Source organism: Paenibacillus sp. GCM10027629 (genome assembly GCF_042676425.1).
GTDB classification, from domain to species: Bacteria; Bacillota; Bacilli; order Paenibacillales; family Paenibacillaceae; genus Paenibacillus_K; species Paenibacillus_K terrigena.
The window spans coordinates 485,057-510,832 of record NZ_JBHTGZ010000009.1; the positions used below are offsets into that span (position 1 = coordinate 485,057).

Sequence of the window (25,776 nt, forward strand, 5' to 3'; positions counted from 1 at the left end):
AGGAGCGAATGCAATGTCGAATCTACTTATACGAGGCAAGCAGCCGGACGCAGCGGGGAACACCCTGACAATAACACCACAATCTGCGGGTTGGCAGTATGTCGGATTTCAAGTCTATAAGCTGCGACCCGGCCAATGCTTAAGCCAAGAAACAGGAGCGAACGAGATCTGTGTTGTGGTGCTGAGCGGAATCGCCAATGTATTCACGCAGCATGAGCGTTACAACCAGATTGGCCGCCGCATGAGCGTGTTCGAGCAGACGCCGCCTTTTTCCGTGTACGTGCCTGCACGAGACGAAATTCATGTTGAAGCAATGACGGAACTCGAAATCGCCATATGCGCAGCACCTGCTGAAGGCCGATTGGAAGCGCGATTGATTACGCCAGAGCAGGTAGGCGTTGAACAACGAGGGTACGGCGCGATGGAGCGAGCGATTCACAACATCCTGCCGGAACGGGAAGAAGCCGAGCGGCTGCTCGTCGTCGAAGTGTTCACACCAGCCGGGCACTGGTCCAGCTATCCGCCGCATAAGCATGATCAGGATGATCTGCCGCACGAATCGCTGTTGGAGGAGACGTACTATTACAAAATTACGCCTGTAGAAGGGTTTGCCATGCAGCGTGTATACACCGACGACTTGTCTCTGAATGAATCGATCGTCGTTCACGACGGCGATTCGGTCATGGTCCCGCGCGGATATCATCCCGTCTCAGTACCACCGGGATATGGTGTCTATTACTTGAATGTGATGGCTGGACCGATGCGCACATGGAAGTTCCATAATGATCCGAAGCATGAATGGTTATTGAGACCGGGGAAGGAGGCGTCTGTGCATGAGTCTAATCCCGTGTCAGAATAACCGACCACTCGATTTGATCGGTTTAGGAAGATTGTGTATCGACTTGAATGCGAACGAGATTCATCGCCCGATGGAGGAGACCGTCACCTTCACGAAATATGTAGGAGGCTCACCTGCCAACATCACGATTGCGATGGCACGCCTCGGAATGAACACTGGATTTATCGGCAAAGTCGCCAATGATGCGCATGGGCGCTTTATTGTCCACTATTTGCAGAAGACGCATATCAATACGGACGGCATTCGTGTGGATCAGACGGGCAGCGTGACAGGGCTTGCTTTTACGGAGATCAAATCGCCTACCGATTGCAGCATTTTGATGTATCGTGACAACGTGGCCGACCTGAAGCTGACGCCATCCGAAGTGAGTGAAGCCTATATTCGCCAAGCAAAAGCCTTACTAATCTCGGGGACCGCCCTTGCGCAGAGTCCTTCCCGTGAAGCGGTGTTCAAAGCGCTCACGCTAGCGCACAAACACCAAGTCGCTATCATCTTCGATATCGATTATCGCCCATATACGTGGACATCCAAGGAGGAGACAGGGATCTACTGCAGGCTTGTCGCAGAGAAGTCGGATGTCATTATCGGCGGCAGAGAAGAATTCGACTTGATCGAAGCGTTGGATGGCCCGCTGCGTCATGACGACGATGCCACAGCACGCCAGTGGTTTCATCATCGCGCTCGTGTGGTTGTCGTCAAACGGGGTGGGGACGGCTCGGTCGCTTTTACCGCGCAAGGGGAACGCTCCGAAGGTCATGTATTCCCTGCCCAGGTGGTCAAGACGTTCGGAGCCGGGGATTCCTTTGCGGGTGCTTTTATTTATGGCCTGATGCAAGGGTGGAGCTTAAGCCGATGTCAGCAATTCGGCAGCGCTGCCGCCTCGATTGTGGTGTCCAGCCATAGCTGCTCGGACGCGATGCCTACGGTAGAACAGATTCAAGCACGAATCGATCGCTATATTCAGCAAGGGTTGTAGGACAGCCCGTTTCCAAGGAGGTTAGACGCATGCATCATTCTCATTTTTGGGTTGCAGCGCACACGGGTTCGGGCAATGCCCCGGACAATACGATGGACTCATTCCTCGAAGGAGTAAACAGCGGAGCTGATATGGTCGAGATCGATGTCCGATCGACAAAGGATGGCGTTGCAATCCTGCTTCATGATGATTCACCGCTGCTTCAGCTATATACTTACAAGCAGCTGAACGCTCGGGAAATGCGCACCCAGCTCAATCCCCTCTATGCACACCATGACATTCTACGTCTTGAACAAATTTTACAGATTGCGATGAAGCACCAAGTGAAGCTAAACCTGGATATGAAAGACCACCGTAGCATTGAACCCGCGTTGGCCGCGATTCAGATGACGCAAGCCGCAGAATGTGTCTATTTCACGGGATGCACAGAGGGACTTGTGGGTCTTCAGGCAGGACTTTGGGTGATGATGAATACGCCTGATGCATTGACGGACCAAGATGAGGCGAACTACGAGGCATTTGCTGATGCAATCTGTGCGCAGGCACGAAAGGAAGGATACGTCGGACTCAATATGGATTACCTAACCTGCCGTCAGGAGATTGTGGATCGTGCCCACGCGAGCGGTTTGGTGGTATGGGTGTATACCGTGAACGAATCGGCATGGATGGCGAAGTGTATTTCGATGGGCGTGGATGCGATCACAACGAGAAATGTAAGCTCGCTGATACAGCTGAAATGAAGGCGCTTTAAAAATTTTTCGAAAAATATGGTATCGATACCATATAGATTGAATATGGCTTAATAAGCAGGTTATTTTACCCGCATTGGAATTTATTGTTATCTTCACAAAGAATTAAGCCGTACATGACGTTGCGTTAACACTTCATCGATATAATGATCATCAAACCGCAATGGAAGGGAGATGAGCCATACGCTTAAGATTGGACGAATTGTATAGAACCCACTAACTCATGAGAAGGTGATTGATCATTCATGACAACACATGTGAACCGAGCGGTGAACACTTCGAAGAGATCCAAACGCTGGAGAAATATTCTACTGCATAAATACTTATACCTCATGTTACTGCCTTGCCTCGTCTTTTTTATTATCTTTTCCTACATTCCGATGACCGGCATTATTCTGGCTTTTAAAGAATACAAGTTCAACCAAGGGATTCTCGGGAGCCCCTGGGCAGGATTCAAATATTTCGAACGATTCTTTAATGATTACCAGAGCGGCATGCTCATTAAGAACACACTGATTATCTCGTGTATGAAGCTGTTCATCGGCTTACCGTTCCCCATCATTCTCGCGCTGATGTTCAATGAAGTGAAAAATCGCTACTTCCGCAATATCGCACAGAGCATCTCTTATCTACCTCATTTCTTATCCTGGGTTGTCGTGATTGGATTAACCCAACGTCTTCTTGCACCAGATAACGGTTTACTGAATCAGATCGTCGGCTTCTTCGGCGGCGACAGCAGCGTATTCTACATGATGGAGCCGCATTATTTCTACCAAATCATGTTCGGGAGTCATATCTGGAAATCGATCGGCTGGGACTCTATCATATATCTGGCAGCGATTGCAGGTGTGAATCAGGATATGTATGAAGCGGCGAAGATGGATGGGGCCAGCAGGACCCGAGAAATTTGGCATATTACACTTCCTTCGATCCAACCAACCATTCTCATTCTGTTTATTCTATCACTCGGAAGTATCTTATCTGCAGGGTTCGATCAGCTGTATCTCCTGCGAACACCAGGGAACATGCAATTAGCCGAGATTCTCGACACGTACGTCATTCGGGTCGGACTTCAAGGCGGTCAATATGGGTATGCGACAGCCGTCGGTCTCATGCAAGGGGTGATTGGATTAATACTCGTCGTCGCAGCAAATCGGATTTCTAAGAAGGTATCAGACACTTCATTATGGTAGCGATTCCAGAGGAATGACTAAACCAATGAAAAGAGGGATGATGGCATGCTTAGTAACAAAAGGTGGCTTCGACTGCTTGCTTTACCGCTCATCTTGACGATGCTCCTCGCAGGATGCACCGGGAATGACAGCGGTTCGGACAACAAGGGCGCACAGCCTCAGGACAACAAGGCGAATCAAGGGACGGACAAAGGATCGGCGGACAGCGGCAAACCTGCAACATGGATCGCGGATCGGAAGGTTAAAGGGCTTGTCTTCATGGGGACGGATGATTACACCGGGGATATGAACGCGGAGATCAAGGCGAAATTAAAGGAATTAACAGGAATCGACTTGGAAGTTGAAATTATGGTCGCAGATCATTCTATCGACGGGCTTATCGCAGGGCTGGCATCGAACGATTTGCCGGACTTTATCACCTTTTATCTGAATAACAGCGGTCGTCCGGAAATGCCTGTTCTTTTGAAAGCTGCAAGGGAAGAAATGTTCACGGATCTTACGCCGCTGATGAAGGATACGAAGGTGTACAGCAAATATTTGGAGGATGACTACTTGCCGCTCGATACGAAATATGGCGTCATGTTCCGCCCAGAATTCAATGGTTCTACTTACTTCATCCACATGAATGTGGCACGCCAAGGCGGCTATGCGACGTGGAAAGCTGCTGGGGGCCCTTACATTCGCAAAGATATCGCCGATGCACTGAAAGTCGATCCTCGCACGATCAATACCACGGAGAAGCTGTATGAGCTTGCGAAGAAAATCAAAGCAGGCAGCTTCAAAGACAATAACGGAAAAGATGTCGTGCCGATCGGGCCTAACTATTGGGGCGGTCAAGAGATCGGCGTCCTGTTCAATGATCTGGAATGGGGCAGTGACGATCAGCGGATTAAGAAGGACTCGTCCGGCAACATTTTGCATGAAAGTCAGACCGAATATGCATTGAAAAAAGTAGAGTACATTCAAAAGCTGCTAAAAGAGAAGCTCATCCATCCAGAATTCTTCACCATGGACGAAAGTCGCGCGACCGAGGGAGCGTTGAACGGGACATGGGGTATTATCGGAAATGCGCACAACTATCAAGAATTCAACCGCGATATGCATTACTTGCCGCTTGGTCCGATCGATTTCGTGGATCGTCCCTATCAGATGGAAATGAGTTTCAAATCGGGATATTCCGGTTGGGCTATCCCTGCGACAACGAAGAACCCGGAAGATATTATGAAGCTGGCGGATTTCCTGGCAAGTCGTGAAGGCAAGCTGCTGTGGCAGTATGGACTGGAAGGCAGAGACTATACGCTGGATGCGAAGGGTAATCCGCTTGCGAAGAAAGAAGTCATTGACCTCAAAGTAAGTAATCCGGAAGAAGCCAAGAAGCTTGGGTTCGCAGGCGTAGGCAATTCCTGGGGCGATCTGCTCGGCGGTACCGATATTGACCGGATGGCGGACTTTGGCGAGATGGAGTACGGGGACGCTGTCGCGCCGGAGCTCAACGCGGGTGCACTCAAGATTGCCGAATACTGGGGCTGGGAAGAGAAACACAAAAATGCCAAGATGGTGGACGGATATACCCCATTATCTTTTATTGGTGAATTTGAGCATGGAACGGAATTAAAAGCAGCACTTGATAATTACGATGACAGCCTCATTCGGGCGTACTATGCGAAGAACACGGACGAAGCGAAGAAAATTCTCGATTCTGCCTCCAAACAACTGGAAGCAACCGGATTACAGCAATTCCTGGAACTGCTCAAGACGAAAGATGCTGATCCAAAGACGCATGTGAGGTTCTAATCCGACACGGGAAAGGGTGGGTCGGCTCGATTCAAGCTTCGCTGAACCGGCCCTACTTGTTCACCTTTCAATCGCCAATATGAGGAGGAGACCGAGATTGAGGGAGTTCTACAAGACATCATTCGGGGAAAAAGTCTTTAAAGTCTTCATTTATCTATGTATCACGGCGCTATGTCTATCCATCATCCTTCCTTTCTTCAATATATTGGCCTTATCCTTCAATGCGGGTAAAGATGCGGAACGCGGAGGGATTTACTTCTGGCCGCGTGTATGGTCGCTTCAAAATTTCGCGGAGGTGCTGACTTCAGCCAATATGCTCTCGGCGTTCGGCATATCGCTGTTCAGGACCATTGTCGGAACGCTAGCAAGTGTATTCCTAACGGCCATGGCTGCATATACCTTGAAGAGTAAGACGATGCCGGGCGTTCGATTTTTTACGATGCTGATCTTCTTCACGATGCTGTTCGGCGGGGGCATCATTCCCTATTATATGCTGCTGAAATCCATCCATTTGACGAATACAATCTGGGTGTATGTGATCCCATCCCTCTACAGTGCATGGAACCTGATCATTATGCGGACGTTCTTTCAGCAAATTCATGTCAGTCTCGAAGAGTCGGCACGGATCGATGGATACAATGATTTCTCGATTTTCATGCGGGTCATCATGCCGCTCAGTAAACCGGTGATCGCAGTGATTACGTTATTCAACGCCGTAGGTCATTGGAATGATTGGTTCACGGGCGCCTTCTTCGTCAGATCGGGGGATCTCCGGCCACTCTCTACGCTGCTACAAGAAATGCTCACCAGGGCGGAAGCGATGCGAAGCAAGCTGGAGTCGGCAGCGGGAACGACGCAGTATGAGATGCTCGATAAGATGCAGGTGACAGGCGATTCGATGAAAATGGCTACGATTATTATCGTCATCGCACCGATTATCATCATTTATCCGTTTATCCAGAAGTATTTTGCGCAAGGCGTGATGATCGGATCGATCAAGGAATAGAGGACTGGGTATAGGAGGAATCGCATGCGCATTGACAATCCGTACGATAAGCAGGGCACATGGCTGCGGGGCAGCTTCCACAATCATACGAATAACAGCGACGGCTGGTTCTCGCTCGAGACGGTCTACAAGATGTACGCGGACTATGATTTTCTAGCCATATCCGATCATGACAAAATTACGAATCTAGAGGCGAAATGCAGGATTCCTACCGTATTCGAAGCGATTGAGGTCAGCAGTAGTAAGCCGCATATGTTGCTCGTCAAGCCCCCGCATTCGATCATGGAAGGGTACAGCAACGAATTTACGATTGCGAATTATCAACAGCTTGCCGATGCAACGCTTGATCATGGCGGCATTTGCGTCTTGGTGCATCCGAATCGCTATTTCTCCAACTTCTGGACGATCGAAGACATGCTGCAGATGGAGCGCTATACCGGGGTGGAGATTTATAACGGGGACGGGAATGTAGAATACGATATCGCCTTCGATAAATGGGATGCGCTGCTCTCGGCTGGGCGCAAAGTCTGGGGCTTCGGAAATGATGACTCTCATGTCTACGGGCAGGAGAAGCAGGCTTGGAACATGGTGCTCGCCGCCGATCATTCGCAGGAAGCGATTTTGGATGCGATTCGAGGGGGGAGTTTCTACGTGTCGACGGGGTACGGTTTTGACGCAGTTCACTGCGAGGGTTCGAAGATAACGATTAATCTCAGATCGAATGCGCTGCTGGATAAGATGTACAAATACGTCACCTTGTTCGGGAAGGACGGCAGGGTGCTGCATGAAGCGACAGGTCGGATAAAGCAAGTGGAGTACGAGTGCCAAGGGGATGAAGAGTATGTGCGCGTGAGTGCCTATATTGAGGGAGGTTATGCGGCGTTTTCGCAGCCCTTGTTTATTATGAAGGATTAGGATGAGGTCGAAATGAATGTGAAAATCAAAGACGTTGCCATTCGAGCAGGGGTCTCGACCACGACGGTCTCCAGGGTATTGAACGGGGAGAAGTATGTGAAGGAAGATCTGAAGAAGCGGGTAAATGACGCGATTGAAGAGCTGGGGTATGCGCCGAGCCATATTGCCCGAAGTCTTGTGCGCAACAAGACGGATCTCATTGGCGTGATCGTGCCTGATCTCACCTCAAGCTTCTATGCGACGATTCTCAGTTCCATCGAACAGACGGCGACCTCGAACGGCTACAATCTGCTGGTGTGCAACATTAACGAAGATATCGATAAGGAATTGAAGTATTTGAACATTTTCAAGGAAATGCGGGTCGAAGGCATCATTATCATGCATGAGAAAATCAACGAAGAGATTCGTGGATTCATTAATAGCTTGCAGATTCCGGTCATTTTCTCGAGCGTCAAACCGATGGATCAATCGTTCATCTCGGTGATCGTCGATGATTATACGGCTGCGTATGATGCGACGCGGTATTTAATCGAGTTAGGTCATGAGCGAATTGGCTTCATCGGGGGCGACATGCGGGATATTACGTCGGGTCAGAACCGATATGTTGGTTACTGTAATGCTCTTCGGGATCATGGGCTCAAGATCATTCACGAACGGATTCGATTCGGGGATTACAAAGTGAAAAGCGGATACGAACGGATGGGGGAGCTGCTGAAATACGAGCAATGGCCAACGGCTGTATTCGCTGTGAGTGATGATATGGCGATCGGCGCGGTCAATTGCATTATTGATCACGGCATGCGCGTTCCCGAAGATATCTCGGTCATGGGCTTCGACGGAAGTCAAATGACGGAGCTGGTTCGGCCAAGAATTACTTCGATGGAACAACCGATTCATCACATGGGGGTCGTTACCGTTGAGACGTTACTCCAGCTCATTCGAGGCGAGATTGAACAGGATGAGGACATCATACTAGGCCACCGATTGGAAGTTCGAGACAGCTGTAGACAGCGCTCGATGTAAGGGAGTGTTTCGGCAGGAAGATACAGGGAGAGGGAGAAATGTTGAAGACATTTGATGCCTTGGTCATTGGTGACGCGAACGTTGATTTGGTAATTGTCGGCTGCAACACGTTACCGCTTCCCGGACAAGAAATATTCGTTCAGGACATGTCTCTGCATGTCGGGGGCGGGGCAGCATTATTCAGTTTAACCCTTGCCAAGCTGGGCAAGACGGTGGCTTTCAAAGGGATCGTCGGCCAAGATTACTATGGTCAGTATGTTCTGGATCAATTCCGTCTCGCTGGTATCGATACCAGCTATACGAAGCGAAGCGAGCAGAATTCGACGGGCATTTCGATTGCGATTAATCCGGAGCGGGATCGCTCCTTTATATCATACGCGGGCACGAATGCGGAGCTGCAAGTCGATCACGTTGCAGACCTGGAACCGATTCCAGCCCGACATGTTCATCTTACGGGGTACAGGGGGAGCAGCAATCATGAAGCTTTTATGCGGATTGTACGCCAATTGAGGGCCTCTGGCATCACGGTGTCACTTGATGTTGGTTGGGATGATACCGGGGAGTGGTATCCGGGTGTCTTTGAACTGATGGATGGGATTGATGTGTTCTTCATGAACGAGACGGAGGCTCTGCATTATACGGGTTGTGCAGCGATCGAAGAGAGTATTGGGCAATTGAAGGAGCGGCAGAAGAATGTAGTCGTGAAAAGAGGCGCGCAAGGAGCAACGGCTATCATCGGAGGCAAGGTGTCGCATTGCGCGGGCTATGTGGTTGAAGTCGTGGATACGACGGGTGCGGGGGATTCTTTTAACGCGGGCTTTATGTACGGCTACCTATCTGGCATGTCGGTAGGGGAATGCCTCGTATACGGTAATGCTTGCGGTGCGCTGTCGGTTCAGAATTATGGCGGCAGCACGGGTGCAGTCGATCTTACAGCGTTGATGCAGTTCATTGAATCGCATCGTATTGACGAGGAGAGTGCGAAATGAAGGGGATCATCGGGTGTTCAGAGGATGCGCAAGTGATCATTGTTCCGATTTGTAAGGAGGATGTCGTGCATGGCGGCATGATGGTAGGGGGTGAACCGGTTGAGCTGGAGCTGCGTCCATCGGCGGGCGATAAAGAAGCCCTCACTTGGGTGTGTAGTCCGTCGGACCGTCCGGGAATGCTGTTCATTGGCCTTGGTGAACGGGTGCGTGTGGACGTAGAGTGTGTGCGGCATGATGCGGGTTGTGCAGGAAGAGCGGTCATGCGCGACAAGCTGGAGCAGGTTCAAGTATCCTTTGGCTGGTTAACGCTATGCTCGCTGTCGGCAGCTGAAGCGGCGGGCGCGTGGATGGAAGGATGGTTGCTCGGGTCATATGCTTTTGATCGATACAAATCATCGGCGGCGGAGCGTGTTGTTCCGGTGGTGTACTTAGATGTGGAGCCATCGGAGGCGGTGGAGGAGCGGATCCGGGTCGCGAATCGTCGTGCAGAAGGGACGATGCTTGCTCGCGATCTAGCGAATGAACCGCCGAATGCGATTCGTCCGGAGACGCTTGCACGCAGAGTTCAGAAGCATTTTGAAGATACGCTAGTTCGAGTTGAAGTGCTGCCCGTGAGCAGCCTGGAGCTGCAAGGGATGGCAGGGCTGTTAGCGGTCGGGCGTGGGAGCGTGCATCCACCCGTACTGATCAAGATGTCGTATGTTACGGATCCTTCCAAACCATTAATCGCACTCGTAGGCAAGGGCATCACGTTCGATACGGGCGGGATTTCGCTGAAGAGGGACTACAATATTAGTGATATGCGGATGGACATGGCCGGCGGGGCGTCCGTGATTGGGGCAATGGAGGTCTTGTCACGAAGTGGAGCTGCGCTCAATGTCGTTGCACTGGTCCCAGCAGCAGAGAACATGCCCGGTGGGAATGCGTTATTGCCTGGTGAAATTCTAACGTATACCAACGGACTAACGGTACAGATTGGCAATACGGATGCGGAAGGCCGTCTCGTCCTTGCGGATGCGCTATTGTATGCCCATCGTCTCGGAGCGGCTGAAGTCGCAGATATCGCGACGTTAACGTATTCCTGCACCGGAGCGCTTGGCTCCAAATACGCAGGCGTCTGGGGTGATCAGGCCTTGGTCGATACGATGCAAGAGGTCGCTGCGCTAGTAGGTGAGAAGGTATGGCAGCTCCCGCTAGCCGATGAATATGACAGTTATTTGGATAGCGATTGTGCAGACTTGTGCAATGTAAGCAGCGTGGGTGAGGCGGGAGCGATTACCGCAGCGTTGTTCCTGCGGCGATTCGCCCATCCGTCGATGAAATGGGTGCATCTCGATATGGCTGGGCTGAAGGAGGTATCGGCAGCCAAAGGATATCTTGTGCAAGGAGCGACAGGGTTTGGCACGCGTCTGCTCGCAGAATGGGCACTCCATCGTGCAGCTCAGCATGAAGGGAAGGAGGAGGTGTGAATGAAGACGATTGCGATTGAAGGCGTGAAAAATGGTTGTCCCATCACGTATAACGTCTCCCAGTTGATCATGGGCTCGGGAAATTTCTTGCGACGGGATGATATGGAGCATATCGATCGGATGTTCGATACGTTCCTTCACGTTGGCGGCAATCTGATTGATACGGCGCATCAGTATGGTCGGTGCGAGCGCAAGATCGGTGCGTGGTTGAATACGTCGGGCAGACGCAGCGAACTCATGATTCTCACCAAAGGTGCGCATCATGACGATGGTGAACCGGGACCGCGCGTGAATCCGCAGGCGATAACAAATGATTTGCTAGAAAGTTTGGAACGATTGAGAACCGACCATGTGGAGCTCTATGCCCTGCATCGCGATGATCCGACGGTCGAGGTCGGCCCCATTATCGACGTGTTGAATGAACATATCGCGTGCGGGCGAATTCATGCCATTGGCGCATCAAATTGGACGCATGAGCGGATCCAAGCGGCGAATGATTATGCGTCGTCCCACGGGTTAATCGGATTTACGTTCAATAGTCCGAATCTTAGCCTAGCCAAGTGCAGGGTGCCTCGGTGGGAAGGCTGCGTTTCGGCGGGGCGCGAGATGTGTGCGTGGCATGAAGGCAATGGGATGCCGCTTTTGTCCTGGTCATCGCAAGCTAGCGGGTTCTTTACTGGTCGATTCACACCGGATCGGCGGGATGATGCCGAGATGGTTAACGTGTACTATACCCCAGACAATTGGGAGCGGTATGCCCGCGCGGATCGGCTCGCTGAGGAGAAGGGAGTAAGTCGAATGCAGATCGCATTATCTTATGTACTCCACCAATCGTTTCCGACCGCGGCGCTCGTGGGGATGGAGACGGTTGAGGAAGTGTTATCTTCGGTAGATGGACTCGCGATCGAGATAACCGAGCAGGAGGTTCGGTGGCTGGATTTGCTTGAAGGAGGTGAAGGGCATGCGGAATAAGTTCGCCGCTCAATTATATACATTGCGGGAAGCATGCAAGGAGGATTTCTATGGGACATTGCGTACGCTGCGGCAGATGGGGTGGTCAGCTGTACAAATTGACGGACTGCACGGATACCCAGCAGAGGAGATCGCTGCGGTGCTGCAAGAAACGGGCCTTTCCGTTGCAGGTATGCATGTGAGCTTAGCCCGGATGAATCATGAGCTGGATGCGGCGATACGCGAAGCGGAATGGTTCGGCACGCCGTATATTTACTGTAATTCAGTACCCGGTGCATTGCAGGATGAGGAAGGGTATCGTCAATTGAAGCGGGAGCTGCTGAACATTGCGGGAAAGGTTCGCGGGAAGGGACTCTACATCGGTCATCACAATCATGATTTTGAATTCCATACGGTTGTTGATGGGAAGGCAGCGTTGGATTACGTGCTTGAACCGGAAGAAACAGGGACTTTGATCCCCGAATTGGACACCTACTGGATAAAGAAAGCGGGGCGCGATCCTCTCGCATACATTTCAACGTATGCAGGTCGGAAGCTGCCGATTTTGCATTTCAAAGATATGACGAAGGATGACAGACAATATTTTGCGGAAATTGGGGCTGGATGTATCGATTTTGAGCCGATTCTAGCGTGGGGCGAAGCGAATGGTGTCGAATATTACGCGATTGAGCAGGATTATTGCCCGGGCAATCCTTTCGACAGCTTGGCCCAGTCATTCGAATATCTAATGCAGCTCACGAATTCGAAATAGAACGAACAACGCCCCTCATGTAGAAGCCTTGAGGGGCGCTATGCTGGTGCGTGCAAATACCGTTACATTTTGCCGATTAACATCGATAGAATTCCTGCCGCAATGAGCGGTCCAACCGGAACGCCGCCGAAGATTGCTACGCCAAGTACGGTCCCGATTAGGAGACCTGCGACGAGCGTGGGCTGATTGCCCATCAACGTGACGCCGCGTCCGCCAAGGTAGGAGACGAGGACGCCGATCACGATGGCGAGGATCGATTTCCAGTTCAAGAAGGAATGAAGCATCGTATCTAGGCTTATTTTGCCGCTCGCAATGGGGGCCATCACGCCAATCGTTAAAATGATGATTCCGATTGTAAGCCCATATTTCTCAATCCAAGGGAAGACCTGATCCATATGCGTCACACGTAAAAGTAGCAGAACGACCATCGCGATGGTGACGGTGGAGTTACCACTGAACAGGCCGAGTGCCGCGAATAGCAATAGGATCAGGGAGGGGGTGTCGATGTTGGTCATTAGATGAATTCCTCTTTCTTGGTGCTAATAATTCAACGTGTTGAACTGAAAGTATTTTCCCTACCACGATAGCATATTCGCCTGTTAAATCAAAATGAACACCGTCATATGCCGTTATTTTCGCGTATTCAACTCACGATATTCGCTCGGACTTAAGCCCGTGCGCGTCTTGAAGGTGCGGTGGAAATACGTATAGCTTTGGAACCCGCACAGTTCGGCGATTTGCTCCAATGTCATTTTGCTATATTCAATTCGTTCACGAGCTGTCGAGATCCGGACCTCAATCGCGTAATCCATGATCGTCTGACCGAATACCTCTTTGAACAGATGGCCAGCGCGAGATACACTGAGCTTCGCATGGTCTGCGACGTCCTGCAAAGTGATCGATTCAGCGGCATGCTGCTCAATATAATCTTTCATATGATTACAGATCGGTACATATTTGGACTTCGCGCTGGATCGGTTGGATTCTTCCAATAGACGGTCGAGCATCAGGAAGAAGGACTTGGTGAGATACTGGACGATCTCCTCCATGGAATCATGGAAACGCCGTTTCTCTTGAATCATCTGGCGCCACAACGTAATAAGCCGTTCGTCCAGCCGAATTCGCGTCTTCGGATTGCGTTCGCGCGAGTTCCACCATTCTTCCACATAGCTGCCTCTGACCATGAGGAAGTAGTCCATACTATTAATTTTTGGTAGAATCTGATTCGAGACTGGATGCTGAAATCCTATCTTGAGTTCATAGATATCGCCTTCTTTATAGAGCAGCAGGTCGCCGGGTTCCACTGATTCGAAGTGATCGTTCATCCATACATGGGCAGAGCCCTCGGTCTGAAGACGAATGAGGTAGTAAGGTAGACGGCTGCGTTCCCGATTATCGTAAGGTCTATAATGTTTGGCATAGTCCACGAGCAGCACTTCGAGCGTACCTGTATGGGTCTCTGTTATGGTCATTTTTCATCATCCTTTATGATCAAGTGTAGCAAAATAGTTCAGGATTAGGTCATATCATTCATTCCCATTATATCGATAATTTGTCTAGAATAGAAGCGTAGGAAAACCTTTTCATAGGAGTTGGATTGCAATGATGAAGATTGGGCTACAGTTATATACGTTACGTGAGGAGACAAGTCGTGATTTTGTAGGAACTTTGCGTAAAGTTGCAGAAATTGGCTATGAAGGTGTCGAATTTGCAGGTTATGGCGGTATGGCTGCGGAAGAACTAAAAGCATTACTTGATGAATTGAATCTTGTGTCGATTGGTGCTCATGTGGGCTTGGATCGCCTTCGCAATCATTTAGATGAAGAGATCGCTTTCCATAAAATTCTTGGAAGTGAATATATTGCTTGCCCGTACTTATCCGCTGAAGAGCGTGGGACGCTTAGTTCTTTGATGGAAATTACGAAGATTTTCAAAGACGCAACCCGCAAGTGCGCGGAGCATGGCCTCCAATTCGGTTATCATAACCATGATTTCGAATTTACGGAGCAAATCGGGACCAAGACGGTGTTCGATTCGATCTTCGAATTGACGGCTCCAGCGCCGATGTTCGTTGAACTTGACGCTTGCTGGGTGCATCATGCAGGGTTCGATCCATCCGAATATATGATGAAATATGCGGGTCGTGTGCCGCTCGTCCATTTGAAAGATTTGGTGACGAATGAAGACGGATCCGCGAAGACAGTTATTCTCGGTACCGGTGAGATGGAGCTGGATGAAGTGATTGCGACAGCGAAGTTGACGGGCGTAGAATGGTTGATCGTTGAGCAGGATATGTGCCAGATCGATCCGATCGAGAGTGTAACGCAGAGTATGCAATGGGCGCGCGCGCACCGAAAATAAGGTATAATTTAACTATAATATATTCTATAAAACTATTGGAGGCGTTCTAACATGTCAAAAATCTATCGTATTGCAATTATCGGCTGTGGTGGTATCGCGAACGGCAAACATATGCCAAGTCTTAAGAAATTGAAAAATATCGAGATGGTAGCTTTCTGCGATATCATTCCTGAGCGTGCAGAGAAAGCAGCAGAAGAATATGGTGCTGAAGGTGCAAAAGTATACACAGATTACACCGAAGTATTCGCAGACAAGACAATTGATATCGTACACGTATGTACGCCGAACGATTCCCATGCTGAGATTGCAATTGCTGCGATGGAAGCGGACAAACATGTTATGTGTGAGAAGCCAATGGCGAAGACAGCAGCAGATGCGCGTCGTATGGTAGAAGTTGCGAAGTCGACTGGCAAGAAGCTTACCGTTGGATACAACAACCGTTTCCGTACAGACAGCCGTTATTTGAAAGAAGTATGTGATGCAGGCGATTTGGGTGAAATTTACTTTGCGAAGGCTCATGCGATTCGTCGTCGTGCTGTACCAACGTGGGGCGTATTCTTGGACGAAGAGAAACAAGGCGGCGGACCACTTATCGATATCGGTACACACGCGCTTGACTTAACCTTGTGGATGATGAATAACTACAAGCCAAAAGCAGTTCTAGGAACGGCATTCCATAAGCTTTCGAGCCGTGAAAATGCAGCAAATGCATGGGGACCATGGGATCCAGAGAAATTCACCGTTGAAGATTCAGCATTCGGAATGATTACGATGGAGAACGGTGCAACGATCATGCTCGAATCCAGCTGGGCGCTTAACGTGGTGAAATCCGGTGAAGCAATCTGTACGCTATGCGGTACGGAAGGCGGCGCAGACATGTGGGATGGTCTTGTAATCAACGGCGAGAAGCACAGCAAATTGTATGATCAGAAGATTCAACTTGGTGCAAGTGGCGTAGCTTTCTATGATGGCGCTTCGGAAGATGCTCCAGATGTAGAAATGCGTCTATGGATCGAAGCAATCGAGCAGGATAAAGATCCTGTCGTAACAGCTGAGCAAGCATGCGTTGTTTCTGAAATTCTTGAAGCAATCTACGAATCTTCCAAAACAGGCAAAGCTGTCTACTTCAACAACTAATCAGCAAAGGAGCGTTGAAAGATGAAATTAGGCGTATTCGCTGTATTATTTGGTCAAAAGCCGCTTGAAGAAGCGCTCGATTATATTCAAGGCAAAGGGCTGCAAGCTGTCGAAATTGGTACAGGAGGCTATCCGGGGAACAGTCACTGCAAACCGGAAGAGCTGTTAGCTGACGCGGGCAAATTAAAAGCGTTCAAGCAAGCGTTCGATTCCCGTGGATTAACGATCAGTGCGCTTAGCTGTCATGGCAATGCGCTGCATCCACAGAAGGATATCGCGAAGCCGTTCCATGATGATTTCATGCGTACGATCGAGCTTGCGGAGCGTCTTGAAGTACCTGTGGTTAACGGATTCTCAGGCTGCCCAGGCGACCATGAGGGTGCGAAATACCCGAATTGGCCGGTTGCACCTTGGCCGGGTGACTATCAAGAAATTCTCGACTGGCAATGGTCGAACAAAGTAATCCCTTACTGGACGGAGACGGGGAAATACGCTTCGGATCGTGGAGTCAAAGTCGCATTAGAGTTGCACGGCGGATTCTCGGTGCATACGCCAGCGAACTTGCTTCGTCTGCGTGAAGCGGTTGGGGAAGTGATCGGCGCGAACCTCGATCCGAGCCATATGTGGTGGCAAGGTATTGATCCGGTACAAGCGATCCATATTCTTGGACGCGAGAATGCGATTCATCATTTCCATGCGAAGGATACAACGATCGATCCGATCAATGTGAACAAACATGGTGTGACGGATATGCAATCCTATGCTTTGATGCTTGATCGTGCATGGCAGTTCCGTACGGTGGGCTATGGTCATGACATGAAGGTATGGGCGGACATTATGAGTGCGCTTCGTCTGGTCGGCTATGACTATGTCGTAAGTATTGAGCATGAAGATGGCTTGATGTCGGTGGAAGAAGGCTTCACAAAAGCCGTAGAGAACTTGAATCAAGTCTTGATTAGAGAGCCGCTTGGCGAGATGTGGTGGGTATAACCCCCCGTCGCGAAGGGGAATAAATGAAAATCCCCGTTCTTCCAGTCTGTTGGGACTGTGAGGAAAGGGGATTTTTGATTTAGATGAATTGGGTTAGATGGGAAGCGTAGGGCTACCCTCCGATGATCGTTAGTTCTTTTGGATATGTCGTCAGAATTTCGATTCCGTCTGCCGTCACGACGACGTCATCTTCAATACGCACGCCGCCTCGGTTTGGCAAGTAAATGCCCGGTTCAATCGTGAATACGACGCCTTCTTGCAGGAGATCTTCATTGTTCGCATGAACGCCTGGATATTCATGTACATCCATGCCGAGACCGTGACCTAGGCGATGCATGAAATATTGTCCATAGCCTTGATCTTCAATCACTTGACGCGCAGCGCGGTCAATGGAGGCATAGGTGACGCCGGGACGGACGGCTGCGATGGCTGCCAGATTCGCTTGAAGCGTCGTATTGTAGATTTCTTTGAGCTGATCATCAATCTCGCCTACAGCGAACGTCCGTGTGATGTCCGAAGAGTAACCATTCGCATAGACGCCAAGGTCGAAGAGCAGCAGTTCATTGGCTTGCACTTTCCGTGTGCCTGGATTCCCATGCGGCAATGCGGATTTCTCTCCTGCGAGCACCATTGTATCGAAGGAAGGCCCGTCAGCGCCCAGCTTCTTCATCTGGTATTCGAGCTCAGCGACGAGTTCTATCTCGGTTACGCCGACCTTCACTTGGCTGACGACGGTATGTAATGCTGCCTCAACCAGCCGCACGGCTTCCTTCATTCGCGCGATCTCGTCTGCGGATTTACGCATGCGCATGCTGCGCAGCTGATCTCCTGCGTCGATATACGCGTTCGCTTGCACGACGGCGCTTAATGCTTCAAAACGAACGACGGACAGGTGCTCTTTCTCAATCCCGAGCGTGTGGATCGAAGCTGGCAGGTGTTGTTTTAAGATGGCATATGGATTATCCGTATCCGTATGTGTCGCAATTCGCTTCACTGAAGATTCCTGCGAAGCTGCTTCTGCATCGAGTGCAGGAACGATCAGCACTGGCTCTTGCTCTGTAGAGATGATAAGACCGAGGAAACGCTCATGCGGATTGCAGGCGAATCCAGTGAAGTAGTAAACATGCTTCGGTTCCGTAATTAATAGAGTGGACATGCCGCTTGCTTGCATAAGGGTATAGAGTTGATTGATGCGGTTCGTCATTGTGGATTTCATCCTTTCGCTAACTAGAGATTCTATATAGCGACGATACCACTTTTTAAGCGGGAATGCCAATGATGTTGATGGGTTATGTAGATCACATTTGATGATTAGCTTAATGCTTTGTCCATCATTTCTGATTTTTTCTTGCTGATCGTTGATTTATAGGCTTCTTCTGCTTTATCAGCCATCTGATAGGATAATCCTGCATCTTTCAATTCTTGCTTCATTTTATCCAGAATGTCATAGAACACACCATTAACACTCTTCTCTAATTTTTTGGCTGCGCTCATATAAATAGAAGCAATTTCGGACTTCGACCGATCAGACCCTTTGTAATCTTTTTTAGCATTTTTGAGGAGAATATCGAGCTTGGATACGGCCATACTCTGCAGCTTGACAAATGTTGAAGCATATTTCTCCGAAATTTCTTTTTCTTTTGCAGATGTTGCTCCTTCGATCAGTTTATTCACTTCTTCTTTCGAAATAGGTTCTGCTTTGGCAGCCACAGGCTTGGCCTCCTTTCCAGCTTTTTTGTCATTTGATGCTGTCGAATTCTCGTCTGATGTTTCTTTTGAAGGGTCGCTAGGTTTGTCGGTGTCAGCCCCAGTATTCAACCCAGGGTCAAGCACACTGGAAAAATCAAAAAAGTCAGCATCGGCATGAATTTCATCCGCTGTAACATCGCGATTGAACAAATAATTATAGGTATATAAGCCTACTCCTCCTAATATCAAGACAATCCCTAAAATGACAATAAGTGTTTTTTTGCGCATTGAATATTTTACTCCTTTGTAGAATATTAGTAGTTTTCAGTTACGATACCATAAAACGAGGTACAAATCATATACTTTTTAACATTTAATTGCAGATAAAGTTTTTAATTCTAGAAGTGGTTTGTAGAACTTAAAGATTACCTAAAGAGTCGACAATATGGGTTGTATGGATTAGGAAATGATAGTAGTATGTTGGAATATGTTGTAGTGTGCATGTATTTGACAAAAAACTGCAAATAAATGATTAGATCGACATATTGATACACAGGAAATATTCCGGAGATGTCATCCTTTCCGTTATCAATGGAGGCACTCGGCCGTTCTGTGGGAGCTAAAGCATAGTTCCTTAGGCGTTGATCGCCAAGGGTACGGTGTGAGGTTAGGTTAAATGCCTGCGTAAAAAGTAGAGGAAATCTTTAATGGTTTGAGTGTACGAAAATAACTGGTAGCGCTTACAATACGTACGTTGAAACGATAGAAGATCGGATTTCTACTGTATATGAAATAGTTTATATGCTCCTGATGATGTAGCGTGACATCGTTTGGAGTTTTTTTATGTTAGAGGGGGAGTGTAGGAGTTGAAAAAAGTTAGAAAAGCAATTATTCCAGCAGCGGGTTTAGGGACCAGATTCTTGCCAGCCACAAAGGCGATGCCGAAGGAAATGCTTCCGATCGTAGATAAACCGACGATACAGTACATTGTTGAAGAAGCAGTTGAATCTGGTATTGAAGATATAATTATTGTGACTGGTAAGGGAAAACGAGCAATTGAGGATCATTTTGATAGTCACTTCGAATTAGAGCAAAGTTTGATTGATAACAATAAATTAAAATTGCTAGAGGAGGTTGTGAAATCCTCTCAATTAGCGAATATTCACTATATTCGACAATCCGAACCTAAAGGATTGGGTCATGCCATATGGTGTGCTCGGAAATTTATAGGGAACGAGCCGTTTGCAGTTCTCCTTGGTGACGATATTGTCCAAGCAGAAACTCCATGTTTGAAACAATTAATTGATACATATGAAACAACCCAAAGTTCAATTGTAGGTATTCAAAGGGTTCCCTATGAAGAGACATATCGATACGGGATCGTTGATCCATTGAGCATTAACGGTCGGTTGGCATCTGTTAAACAACTTGTAGAAAAGCCGAAACCCGGTACATCTCCATCGGACTTGGCAATTATGGGGAGATATGTACTTACTCCAAAAATCTTTGGTTTTTTAGCTGAACAAAAAGTTGGTGCTGGGGGCGAAATCCAACTAACAGATGCAATTCAGCGATTAAATGAAGTGGAAGAAGTCTATGCGTACCAATTCGAAGGGAAACGCTATGATGTCGGTGAAAAGTTAGGGTTTATATTAACTGCAGTTGAATTTGCTTTACAAAATGAAGAATTAAAAGAACCGTTACTCAAACAACTTGAATATTTGGTGTTGAGAAATCAACTGCCCAGTACGGTTAATATGTAAGCTATTGTATTCCTAAGGTGAATGCATCAAACAAGTGAGGATTGATACAATGAGCCGAGTCCTGATAATCACACAAAATTTTTATCCCGAAATTGGAAGCGCAGCTAATCGAATAAAGAATATATATAAAGAGTTAACGAATGAAGGATATGAGGTTAAGGTATTAACCACTGATCCTAAATATCCTAATCGGAATATTTACAAAGATTCTGAATATTGGAATGAAGAAGAACTTGAAAATGATGTAATTCGTATCACAACAAATGTTAGAAGGTATAGTAATAATATTTTTAATAGGTTTTTTTTATACCTAGAGATGATGGTTAAATTTAATAGAGCAATTGCAAGATTGGATGGGAATTTCGACTTTGTGATTGCTACGACTCCGGCAATTTTCGTTGGCTTAACAGGGCTGAATGCTAAGAAAAAGTTTCAATGTCCATTAATATTGGATGTGAGAGATCTGTGGCCAGATTCACTAGTAGGAGTAGGTGTATTTACATTTAAACCTATTATTTCGATGGCGGGTCTATTAGAAAAAAAGTTGTATCATGGTTCAGACAATATAATTATAAATAGTGAAGGTTTTTTGCCGCATATTATAGATCAAGGAATATCAAATGAAAAAATAAGCTTTATGCCGAATTCATTAACGGAAGATGAATTGCTAAATAAGACGGATAAAGTGCAGGTACCCAATGATAAAGTAACTATCATTTATACTGGGAATATTGGATTAGCCCAAGATGTCAATCAATTAATTGATATAGCTGAGAGAATGAAGCACCGGTCCAATGTTCACTTCAAAATAATAGGATATGGTTATCGGAGTAAGGAGTTAAGGGAAAGACTAAGGGAGAAAAAAATATTAAATGTTGATTTCGTCAGGCCGAAGAATCGAAGAGAAGCGACTGAAGCTACAAGAACTGCGGACATAGCTTATGTCAGCTTAGTTAATCAGAAAGTGTTCGATACTGTACTTCCAGGTAAAATTGTTGACTATATGTGTATGGGGAAGCCTATTGTTGGTGCTGTGTCAGGCTATGCTGCAGATACTATTCTGCGTGCAGAATGTGGTTACATATCACTTGAGCGACAGACTGATGAAATTTGTGAATACATTGAAAAATTAGTGGATGACCCCGAATTAAGAAATACATTTGGTGAGAACGGTTATAAATTTGCGACCCGTCATTATAGTTGGAATAAGAATATTGTAGTACTAACTAGATTATTGGAGCCGAAATATGGAAAAGAAAGTGTGCATGTTCGTATGGAACCACTTCACAAATGATGCTCGTGTGTTTCGAGAATGTACTGCATTAATAGAAGCTGGTTTTGAAGTGGATTTAATTGCTGTTCATGATTGGAAAGATAATGATTTGCAGAAGAGAGAACAAAGAAACGAAGGATTTAATATTATTCGTGTGAATAATCGACTGAGATTACTTAGTCTTATAGCTGGACCTGCTGAACGACTAAGACGTTTGCTATCGCGTAATATAATTACTAAATTAATCACTTTGGGGATAGTTCTACTTGGTTTGTGGAGCGTGCCTTTAATCACTTTATCACTATTGTTATTAATGATCTTAATTGCTCCTCATAAAATGAGAACGGTTTACCTACGTACTTATATTGCGTTTCAAATGATAAGAGTTGGAGTATCTGGAAAATATGATATATATCATTCGAATGATTTAAATACATTACCACAAGGTTTTATTTGTGCAAGAGTTTTAAGGAAAAGAAAGCTTATCTATGATTCTCATGAGGTACAGACGAGTCGTACAGGGTACAATAGCAAAATATATGGAATCGCAGAGAAATTCTTTATAAAGCATATAGATATTATGATCATGGAAAATCATACGCGTGCAAAGTATATTGAGGACTTGTATGGCTTCTATCCTAAAGTTGTTCATAATTATCCGATTCCTATGCAACCAGAGACAAGTAAGAAGATAGATTTATATAGTATATTGGATATCCCAAGAGATGAACCGATTTTATTATATCAAGGTGGGATTCAAATTGGACGTGGCCTGGATAAACTTATCCAGGCTACACCTATGTTTGAGCGTGGTGTAGTAGTCTTAATTGGTGATGGTAGAATAAAACCTGAATTAGAAAAAATGGTTCGAGATATGGGTTTAGAGAATCGAGTGAAATTTCTTCCAAAGGTTCCACTTGAAGATCTGCTTGATTATACGAGAAATGCTTATCTAGGATTTCAAATTCTTAACAACGTATGCTTCAATCACTATTCCGCATCTTCGAATAAATTATTTGAATATATTATGAGTGCTGTCCCAGTAGTGGCTTGTAGTTTTCCGGAAATTCAGCGAGTAGTTGATAAAGAGAATATAGGTGTTTGTGTTAATTCGCATGATCCTAAATCAATAGCTTGTGGAGTAAATCATTTACTAAACAACGACGATCTAATAGAAATTATTAAAGAAAACTGTATGCGAGCAAGAGATAGATACAACTGGACTAATGAAAGTAATGTTTTCATTAAAATATATAATGGTCTGGAGATGTAAATGGTGTTAATGAAGGAACAAATAGAGGATATAAGAAAACAATTAAAAAAGGAAATGCAAGAGAAAGAACAAATAAAGATAGAACTTATTCAGCAAAAGAAACTTAATATGGAATTAAATAAACAGCTCTTCTCATTTAAAGAGGAAACCTTAGATATATTAAATATTATTAGAAGTAGGGCTGATAGCATCGATAGTGAGCTTCAAAAAACACTAGAAGAAAATAAGCAATACGAAATAGTAACGAAAAAGTTTAAAGATGAAATAAGCAAACTAAATCAAAAAATAAGAGATGCTGAAAATAAAAACATGAAAATAAATAGAAGATTGAATGCGCTTGAACAATCAAAATTTGGTAGACTAGCACAGAAATATTGGGAGTTTAGAAAACATTTTTTGAAACGGGTGAATAGTAAGTGAACAACGTTGGAGTGTTAAAGTCTGAGATAATTGGGTTTCAAAAAAAAATATTAAATGATCTAAAACCATTCGTCTTTAATTCTAAAGTAGATTTTAATGTACAGAATTGGTATGTATCTAGTGATAATGTCCTACTAGAGAATCATAATGACAAAATGATTATTTCCTATGAAAACACAAAAAATGAATATATCTCATACAAAGAAAATAACAATAGCTTTGTTCAATTACCTAAAACCGATTTGTTAGTTCTTCCTGATGAAACTTTTGAAATTACCTTTACCGGTGATGAATTTAAAAATATAAAAATACATTTGGCGATCATTGAATATTCTCATGTTAAGAAGATTAAGCAGTACTTAATAGAATTAAACCAATCAACCATGATTCATACTTCGCCAAGTACTGAGAAGGTACGCATAGCAATTAGAGTTTCGGGAAAAGGGTTAGCTGTAATAGATAAATTGCAAGTTACTCGCAAATTGATGGAAGAAAATAATAAGATTGTTTTCCCAAGTAAATTACCTGAGATAAAGAAGAATAATGTTATTAATAATTTGTCTGAGTTAAAAATAGCTTGTATTTTTGATGAATTTACAATTTCATGTTATGAGAAAGTAGCAAACCTTATCAGTTTTACTCCTGACAATTGGGAAACAGTTCTAGAAGAGAAGGTTCCAGATATTTTATTTGTTGAATCAGCGTGGAAAGGTAATTTTGGATCATGGCAGTACAAAATTGCAAAATACAATAATCAAGATAAAGAACCACTAAATAATTTGATTGCATGGTGTAATCATAGGGAAATTCCAACAATTTTTTGGAATAAAGAAGACCCTATACACTTTGAAAAGTTTATAGATTCAGCAAAAATGTTTGATTATATATATACAACTGATGAGGACATGATAGGTGAATATCTAAAATATGTGAAGCATGATAGAGTATATGCCCTGTCCTTTTCGGCGGAGCCGTCGTTACATAATCCGATTAGATATTCTACCGGTAGAAGTAATAAGATTTCTTTTGCAGGTTCTTATTATTCTAATAGACACAAGGATCGACAATCTGATATGGATGAGTTACTGGAAGTGGCTTCAGAGTATGGATTGGAAATATATGACCGCAATTTTGACGAGAATAAAGGGAGAACAACTCAGTTTAGTTATCCTCCTCAGTTTAGAGATAATATTGTTGGAAAGTTGAAGTATGACGAAATTGCAAAAGCGTATAAGGGCTATAAAGTCATGTTAAATGTAAATAGCGTGAAGAATTCTCCTACGATGTTTTCACGTAGAGTATTTGAAGGGTTAGCAAGCGGTACACCTATAGTAAGTACGTACTCTAAAGGCATTAACATGTTGTTTAAGAACATAGTTTTGAGTACAGATAATAAAGAAGAGTTAAATAATCACATCCAAAATTTAATGAATGATGAAGATTTTTATCGGAATATTTCCTTGGCTGGGATAAGAGAAGTTTATATGAATCATATGTATAAACACAGGCTTCAATACATCATTAATAAATTAGGGGTAAAAATAAATATAGATTATCCTAATGTTTCCGTTGTATCCATTGTTAATTCAAAAGATGAATTTCAAAGGGTATTACATTACTTTAACCAACAGACATGGAAAAGAAAGAATTTAGTGGTATTCCTTAAGGGATTCGATGGATATATAGAACTTTTAAATAATTATAATGTTGGGAATATTAATTCTTATGTTTATAGTTACATCAATCAATATTCTAGGATTAGTGAGATTATTCAAGATGAGTATATAGCTTTTCTTAATCCAAATGATTTTTATGGTGAGAATTATATGCTAGATTTGGCAATTGCTATAGAGTACAGTAAAGCCGATATTGTTGGAAAAGGAAATGTATTTGCATACGATAAGAAAACTAACAATATTGAAGAGAGTGGACAGGAAAACGAGTATACATATGTAAGTCAATTATTCTTTAGTTCATCAGTAGCTTCCGTAGATATATTTAACGGTGAAAATATTGTATCAGTGCTTCAGAAAATGGAGAATAACGAGTTGATGACAGATTATTTCAAAAAGGGTGCTCGATTGTTTAGTTCTGATAAATATAATTATGTTAAATTAGGGGATAACATTGTACTTGAAAAGTACAATAAGATAGAGAGATAGGTGATTTCTTAA

General features: G+C 45.5%; 24 protein-coding genes. 20 read left to right on the forward strand and 4 right to left on the reverse strand.

From position 1 onward, the window contains the following. The first annotated feature begins 13 nt into the window (after positions 1 to 13). From iolB to ACFQZR_RS11555, 12 genes are all read left to right on the forward strand, one after another. Positions 14 to 859: a 5-deoxy-glucuronate isomerase gene (iolB, locus tag ACFQZR_RS11500; RefSeq protein ID WP_379345887.1), complete on the forward strand. Its 846-nt coding sequence runs from the start codon at positions 14 to 16 to the stop codon at positions 857 to 859. Beyond that, on the forward strand, positions 834 to 1,835 hold the full coding sequence (gene iolC / locus ACFQZR_RS11505) for a 5-dehydro-2-deoxygluconokinase (RefSeq protein ID WP_379345889.1): 1,002 nt from the start codon (positions 834 to 836) through the stop codon (positions 1,833 to 1,835). The genes iolB and iolC overlap by 26 nt, the downstream gene beginning before the upstream one ends. A gap of 29 nt (positions 1,836 to 1,864) precedes the next feature. Then, positions 1,865 to 2,575, forward strand: coding sequence for a glycerophosphodiester phosphodiesterase (locus tag ACFQZR_RS11510; RefSeq protein WP_379345891.1), 711 nt, complete (start codon positions 1,865 to 1,867; stop codon positions 2,573 to 2,575). Between the two features lie 254 nt (positions 2,576 to 2,829). Continuing rightward, entirely contained in the window at positions 2,830 to 3,777 is a 948-nt protein-coding gene (locus ACFQZR_RS11515; RefSeq protein WP_379345893.1) for an ABC transporter permease, read from the forward strand. A gap of 45 nt (positions 3,778 to 3,822) precedes the next feature. Then, positions 3,823 to 5,571 (forward strand): extracellular solute-binding protein, encoded by a 1,749-nt coding sequence (locus ACFQZR_RS11520; protein ID WP_379345895.1) that lies wholly within the window; start codon positions 3,823 to 3,825, stop codon positions 5,569 to 5,571. A gap of 79 nt (positions 5,572 to 5,650) precedes the next feature. Further along, positions 5,651 to 6,577: a carbohydrate ABC transporter permease gene (locus ACFQZR_RS11525; RefSeq protein ID WP_379345897.1), complete on the forward strand. Its 927-nt coding sequence runs from the start codon at positions 5,651 to 5,653 to the stop codon at positions 6,575 to 6,577. A gap of 24 nt (positions 6,578 to 6,601) precedes the next feature. After that, on the forward strand, positions 6,602 to 7,492 hold the full coding sequence (locus ACFQZR_RS11530) for a CehA/McbA family metallohydrolase (RefSeq protein WP_379345899.1): 891 nt from the start codon (positions 6,602 to 6,604) through the stop codon (positions 7,490 to 7,492). Between the two features lie 12 nt (positions 7,493 to 7,504). Further along, complete coding sequence (locus ACFQZR_RS11535; protein WP_379345901.1) at positions 7,505 to 8,515, forward strand: LacI family DNA-binding transcriptional regulator; 1,011 nt, start codon at positions 7,505 to 7,507, stop codon at positions 8,513 to 8,515. A gap of 38 nt (positions 8,516 to 8,553) precedes the next feature. Then, entirely contained in the window at positions 8,554 to 9,504 is a 951-nt protein-coding gene (locus ACFQZR_RS11540; protein WP_379345903.1) for a carbohydrate kinase family protein, read from the forward strand. Continuing rightward, positions 9,501 to 10,973 carry a leucyl aminopeptidase family protein gene (locus ACFQZR_RS11545; protein ID WP_379345905.1) on the forward strand — a complete coding sequence of 491 codons (1,473 nt, stop codon included), beginning with the start codon at positions 9,501 to 9,503 and terminating at the stop codon, positions 10,971 to 10,973. The genes ACFQZR_RS11540 and ACFQZR_RS11545 overlap by 4 nt, the downstream gene beginning before the upstream one ends. Continuing rightward, positions 10,974 to 11,945, forward strand: a complete 972-nt coding sequence (locus ACFQZR_RS11550; protein ID WP_379345907.1) for an aldo/keto reductase — start codon at positions 10,974 to 10,976, stop codon at positions 11,943 to 11,945. It begins immediately after the preceding gene. Next, a complete protein-coding gene (locus ACFQZR_RS11555; RefSeq protein ID WP_379345909.1) occupies positions 11,935 to 12,696 on the forward strand; it encodes a sugar phosphate isomerase/epimerase family protein in 762 nt (253 codons plus the stop codon). The genes ACFQZR_RS11550 and ACFQZR_RS11555 overlap by 11 nt, the downstream gene beginning before the upstream one ends. 62 nt (positions 12,697 to 12,758) lie before the next feature. Here ACFQZR_RS11555 and ACFQZR_RS11560 read toward each other — a convergent pair whose 3' ends face one another. Together ACFQZR_RS11560 and ACFQZR_RS11565 are read right to left on the reverse strand one after the other, a co-directional pair. Further along, positions 12,759 to 13,202 carry a DUF441 domain-containing protein gene (locus ACFQZR_RS11560; protein ID WP_379348803.1) on the reverse strand — a complete coding sequence of 148 codons (444 nt, stop codon included), beginning with the start codon at positions 13,200 to 13,202 and terminating at the stop codon, positions 12,759 to 12,761. 123 nt (positions 13,203 to 13,325) lie between these two features. Further along, positions 13,326 to 14,168, reverse strand: a complete 843-nt coding sequence (locus ACFQZR_RS11565; RefSeq protein ID WP_379345911.1) for an AraC family transcriptional regulator — start codon at positions 14,166 to 14,168, stop codon at positions 13,326 to 13,328. Between the two features lie 130 nt (positions 14,169 to 14,298). Between ACFQZR_RS11565 and ACFQZR_RS11570 the strand changes: the two genes are divergently transcribed. The 3 genes from ACFQZR_RS11570 to ACFQZR_RS11580 are packed head-to-tail and all read left to right on the forward strand — an operon-like array spanning position 14,299 to position 17,184. Then, on the forward strand, positions 14,299 to 15,057 hold the full coding sequence (locus tag ACFQZR_RS11570; RefSeq protein ID WP_379345913.1) for a sugar phosphate isomerase/epimerase family protein: 759 nt from the start codon (positions 14,299 to 14,301) through the stop codon (positions 15,055 to 15,057). 51 nt (positions 15,058 to 15,108) lie between these two features. Next, positions 15,109 to 16,194 carry a Gfo/Idh/MocA family protein gene (locus ACFQZR_RS11575; RefSeq protein ID WP_379345915.1) on the forward strand — a complete coding sequence of 362 codons (1,086 nt, stop codon included), beginning with the start codon at positions 15,109 to 15,111 and terminating at the stop codon, positions 16,192 to 16,194. Positions 16,195 to 16,215: 21 nt separating this feature from the next. After that, on the forward strand, positions 16,216 to 17,184 hold the full coding sequence (locus tag ACFQZR_RS11580) for a sugar phosphate isomerase/epimerase family protein (RefSeq protein WP_379345917.1): 969 nt from the start codon (positions 16,216 to 16,218) through the stop codon (positions 17,182 to 17,184). Between the two features lie 112 nt (positions 17,185 to 17,296). Here the strand turns inward: ACFQZR_RS11580 and ACFQZR_RS11585 are convergent, their stop codons facing one another. After that, entirely contained in the window at positions 17,297 to 18,388 is a 1,092-nt protein-coding gene (locus ACFQZR_RS11585; RefSeq protein WP_379345919.1) for a M24 family metallopeptidase, read from the reverse strand. 107 nt (positions 18,389 to 18,495) lie between these two features. After that, positions 18,496 to 19,161, reverse strand: coding sequence for a hypothetical protein (locus ACFQZR_RS11590; protein ID WP_379345921.1), 666 nt, complete (start codon positions 19,159 to 19,161; stop codon positions 18,496 to 18,498). Positions 19,162 to 19,739: 578 nt separating this feature from the next. Here ACFQZR_RS11590 and galU point away from each other — a divergent pair. Genes galU through ACFQZR_RS11615 form a run of 5 tightly spaced genes read left to right on the forward strand, consistent with a single transcriptional unit; the run spans position 19,740 to position 25,764 of the window. Continuing rightward, positions 19,740 to 20,636, forward strand: coding sequence for a UTP--glucose-1-phosphate uridylyltransferase GalU (gene galU / locus ACFQZR_RS11595; protein WP_379345923.1), 897 nt, complete (start codon positions 19,740 to 19,742; stop codon positions 20,634 to 20,636). 49 nt (positions 20,637 to 20,685) lie between these two features. Then, positions 20,686 to 21,930 (forward strand): glycosyltransferase family 4 protein, encoded by a 1,245-nt coding sequence (locus ACFQZR_RS11600; protein ID WP_379345925.1) that lies wholly within the window; start codon positions 20,686 to 20,688, stop codon positions 21,928 to 21,930. Continuing rightward, positions 21,884 to 23,182, forward strand: coding sequence for a glycosyltransferase (locus tag ACFQZR_RS11605; protein ID WP_379345927.1), 1,299 nt, complete (start codon positions 21,884 to 21,886; stop codon positions 23,180 to 23,182). The genes ACFQZR_RS11600 and ACFQZR_RS11605 overlap by 47 nt, the downstream gene beginning before the upstream one ends. Then, positions 23,183 to 23,602: a hypothetical protein gene (locus ACFQZR_RS11610; protein WP_379345929.1), complete on the forward strand. Its 420-nt coding sequence runs from the start codon at positions 23,183 to 23,185 to the stop codon at positions 23,600 to 23,602. Beyond that, positions 23,599 to 25,764 (forward strand): CgeB family protein, encoded by a 2,166-nt coding sequence (locus tag ACFQZR_RS11615; protein WP_379345931.1) that lies wholly within the window; start codon positions 23,599 to 23,601, stop codon positions 25,762 to 25,764. Before ACFQZR_RS11610 ends, ACFQZR_RS11615 begins: the two co-directional genes overlap by 4 nt. The last annotated feature ends 12 nt before the right edge of the window (positions 25,765 to 25,776 follow it).

Excerpts from the sequence above, each read along its gene's own strand:
- ACFQZR_RS11540 (WP_379345903.1), top strand. The coding sequence starts at position 8,554 with ATGTTGAAGACATTTGATGCCTTGGTCATTGGTGACGCGAACGTTGAT.
- ACFQZR_RS11590 (WP_379345921.1), bottom strand. The coding sequence starts at position 19,161 with ATGCGCAAAAAAACACTTATTGTCATTTTAGGGATTGTCTTGATATTA.
- ACFQZR_RS11575 (WP_379345915.1), top strand. The coding sequence starts at position 15,109 with ATGTCAAAAATCTATCGTATTGCAATTATCGGCTGTGGTGGTATCGCG.
- ACFQZR_RS11525 (WP_379345897.1), top strand. The coding sequence starts at position 5,651 with ATGAGGAGGAGACCGAGATTGAGGGAGTTCTACAAGACATCATTCGGG.
- ACFQZR_RS11550 (WP_379345907.1), top strand. The coding sequence starts at position 10,974 with ATGAAGACGATTGCGATTGAAGGCGTGAAAAATGGTTGTCCCATCACG.
- ACFQZR_RS11570 (WP_379345913.1), top strand. The coding sequence starts at position 14,299 with ATGATGAAGATTGGGCTACAGTTATATACGTTACGTGAGGAGACAAGT.
- ACFQZR_RS11580 (WP_379345917.1), top strand. The coding sequence starts at position 16,216 with ATGAAATTAGGCGTATTCGCTGTATTATTTGGTCAAAAGCCGCTTGAA.
- ACFQZR_RS11600 (WP_379345925.1), top strand. The coding sequence starts at position 20,686 with ATGAGCCGAGTCCTGATAATCACACAAAATTTTTATCCCGAAATTGGA.
- ACFQZR_RS11585 (WP_379345919.1), bottom strand. The coding sequence starts at position 18,388 with ATGACGAACCGCATCAATCAACTCTATACCCTTATGCAAGCAAGCGGC.
- ACFQZR_RS11515 (WP_379345893.1), top strand. The coding sequence starts at position 2,830 with ATGACAACACATGTGAACCGAGCGGTGAACACTTCGAAGAGATCCAAA.
- ACFQZR_RS11510 (WP_379345891.1), top strand. The coding sequence starts at position 1,865 with ATGCATCATTCTCATTTTTGGGTTGCAGCGCACACGGGTTCGGGCAAT.
- ACFQZR_RS11565 (WP_379345911.1), bottom strand. The coding sequence starts at position 14,168 with ATGACCATAACAGAGACCCATACAGGTACGCTCGAAGTGCTGCTCGTG.
- ACFQZR_RS11605 (WP_379345927.1), top strand. The coding sequence starts at position 21,884 with ATGGAAAAGAAAGTGTGCATGTTCGTATGGAACCACTTCACAAATGAT.
- iolB (WP_379345887.1), top strand. The coding sequence starts at position 14 with ATGTCGAATCTACTTATACGAGGCAAGCAGCCGGACGCAGCGGGGAAC.
- ACFQZR_RS11555 (WP_379345909.1), top strand. The coding sequence starts at position 11,935 with ATGCGGAATAAGTTCGCCGCTCAATTATATACATTGCGGGAAGCATGC.
- iolC (WP_379345889.1), top strand. The coding sequence starts at position 834 with ATGAGTCTAATCCCGTGTCAGAATAACCGACCACTCGATTTGATCGGT.
- ACFQZR_RS11530 (WP_379345899.1), top strand. The coding sequence starts at position 6,602 with ATGCGCATTGACAATCCGTACGATAAGCAGGGCACATGGCTGCGGGGC.
- ACFQZR_RS11545 (WP_379345905.1), top strand. The coding sequence starts at position 9,501 with ATGAAGGGGATCATCGGGTGTTCAGAGGATGCGCAAGTGATCATTGTT.
- ACFQZR_RS11610 (WP_379345929.1), top strand. The coding sequence starts at position 23,183 with ATGGTGTTAATGAAGGAACAAATAGAGGATATAAGAAAACAATTAAAA.
- ACFQZR_RS11520 (WP_379345895.1), top strand. The coding sequence starts at position 3,823 with ATGCTTAGTAACAAAAGGTGGCTTCGACTGCTTGCTTTACCGCTCATC.
- ACFQZR_RS11535 (WP_379345901.1), top strand. The coding sequence starts at position 7,505 with ATGAATGTGAAAATCAAAGACGTTGCCATTCGAGCAGGGGTCTCGACC.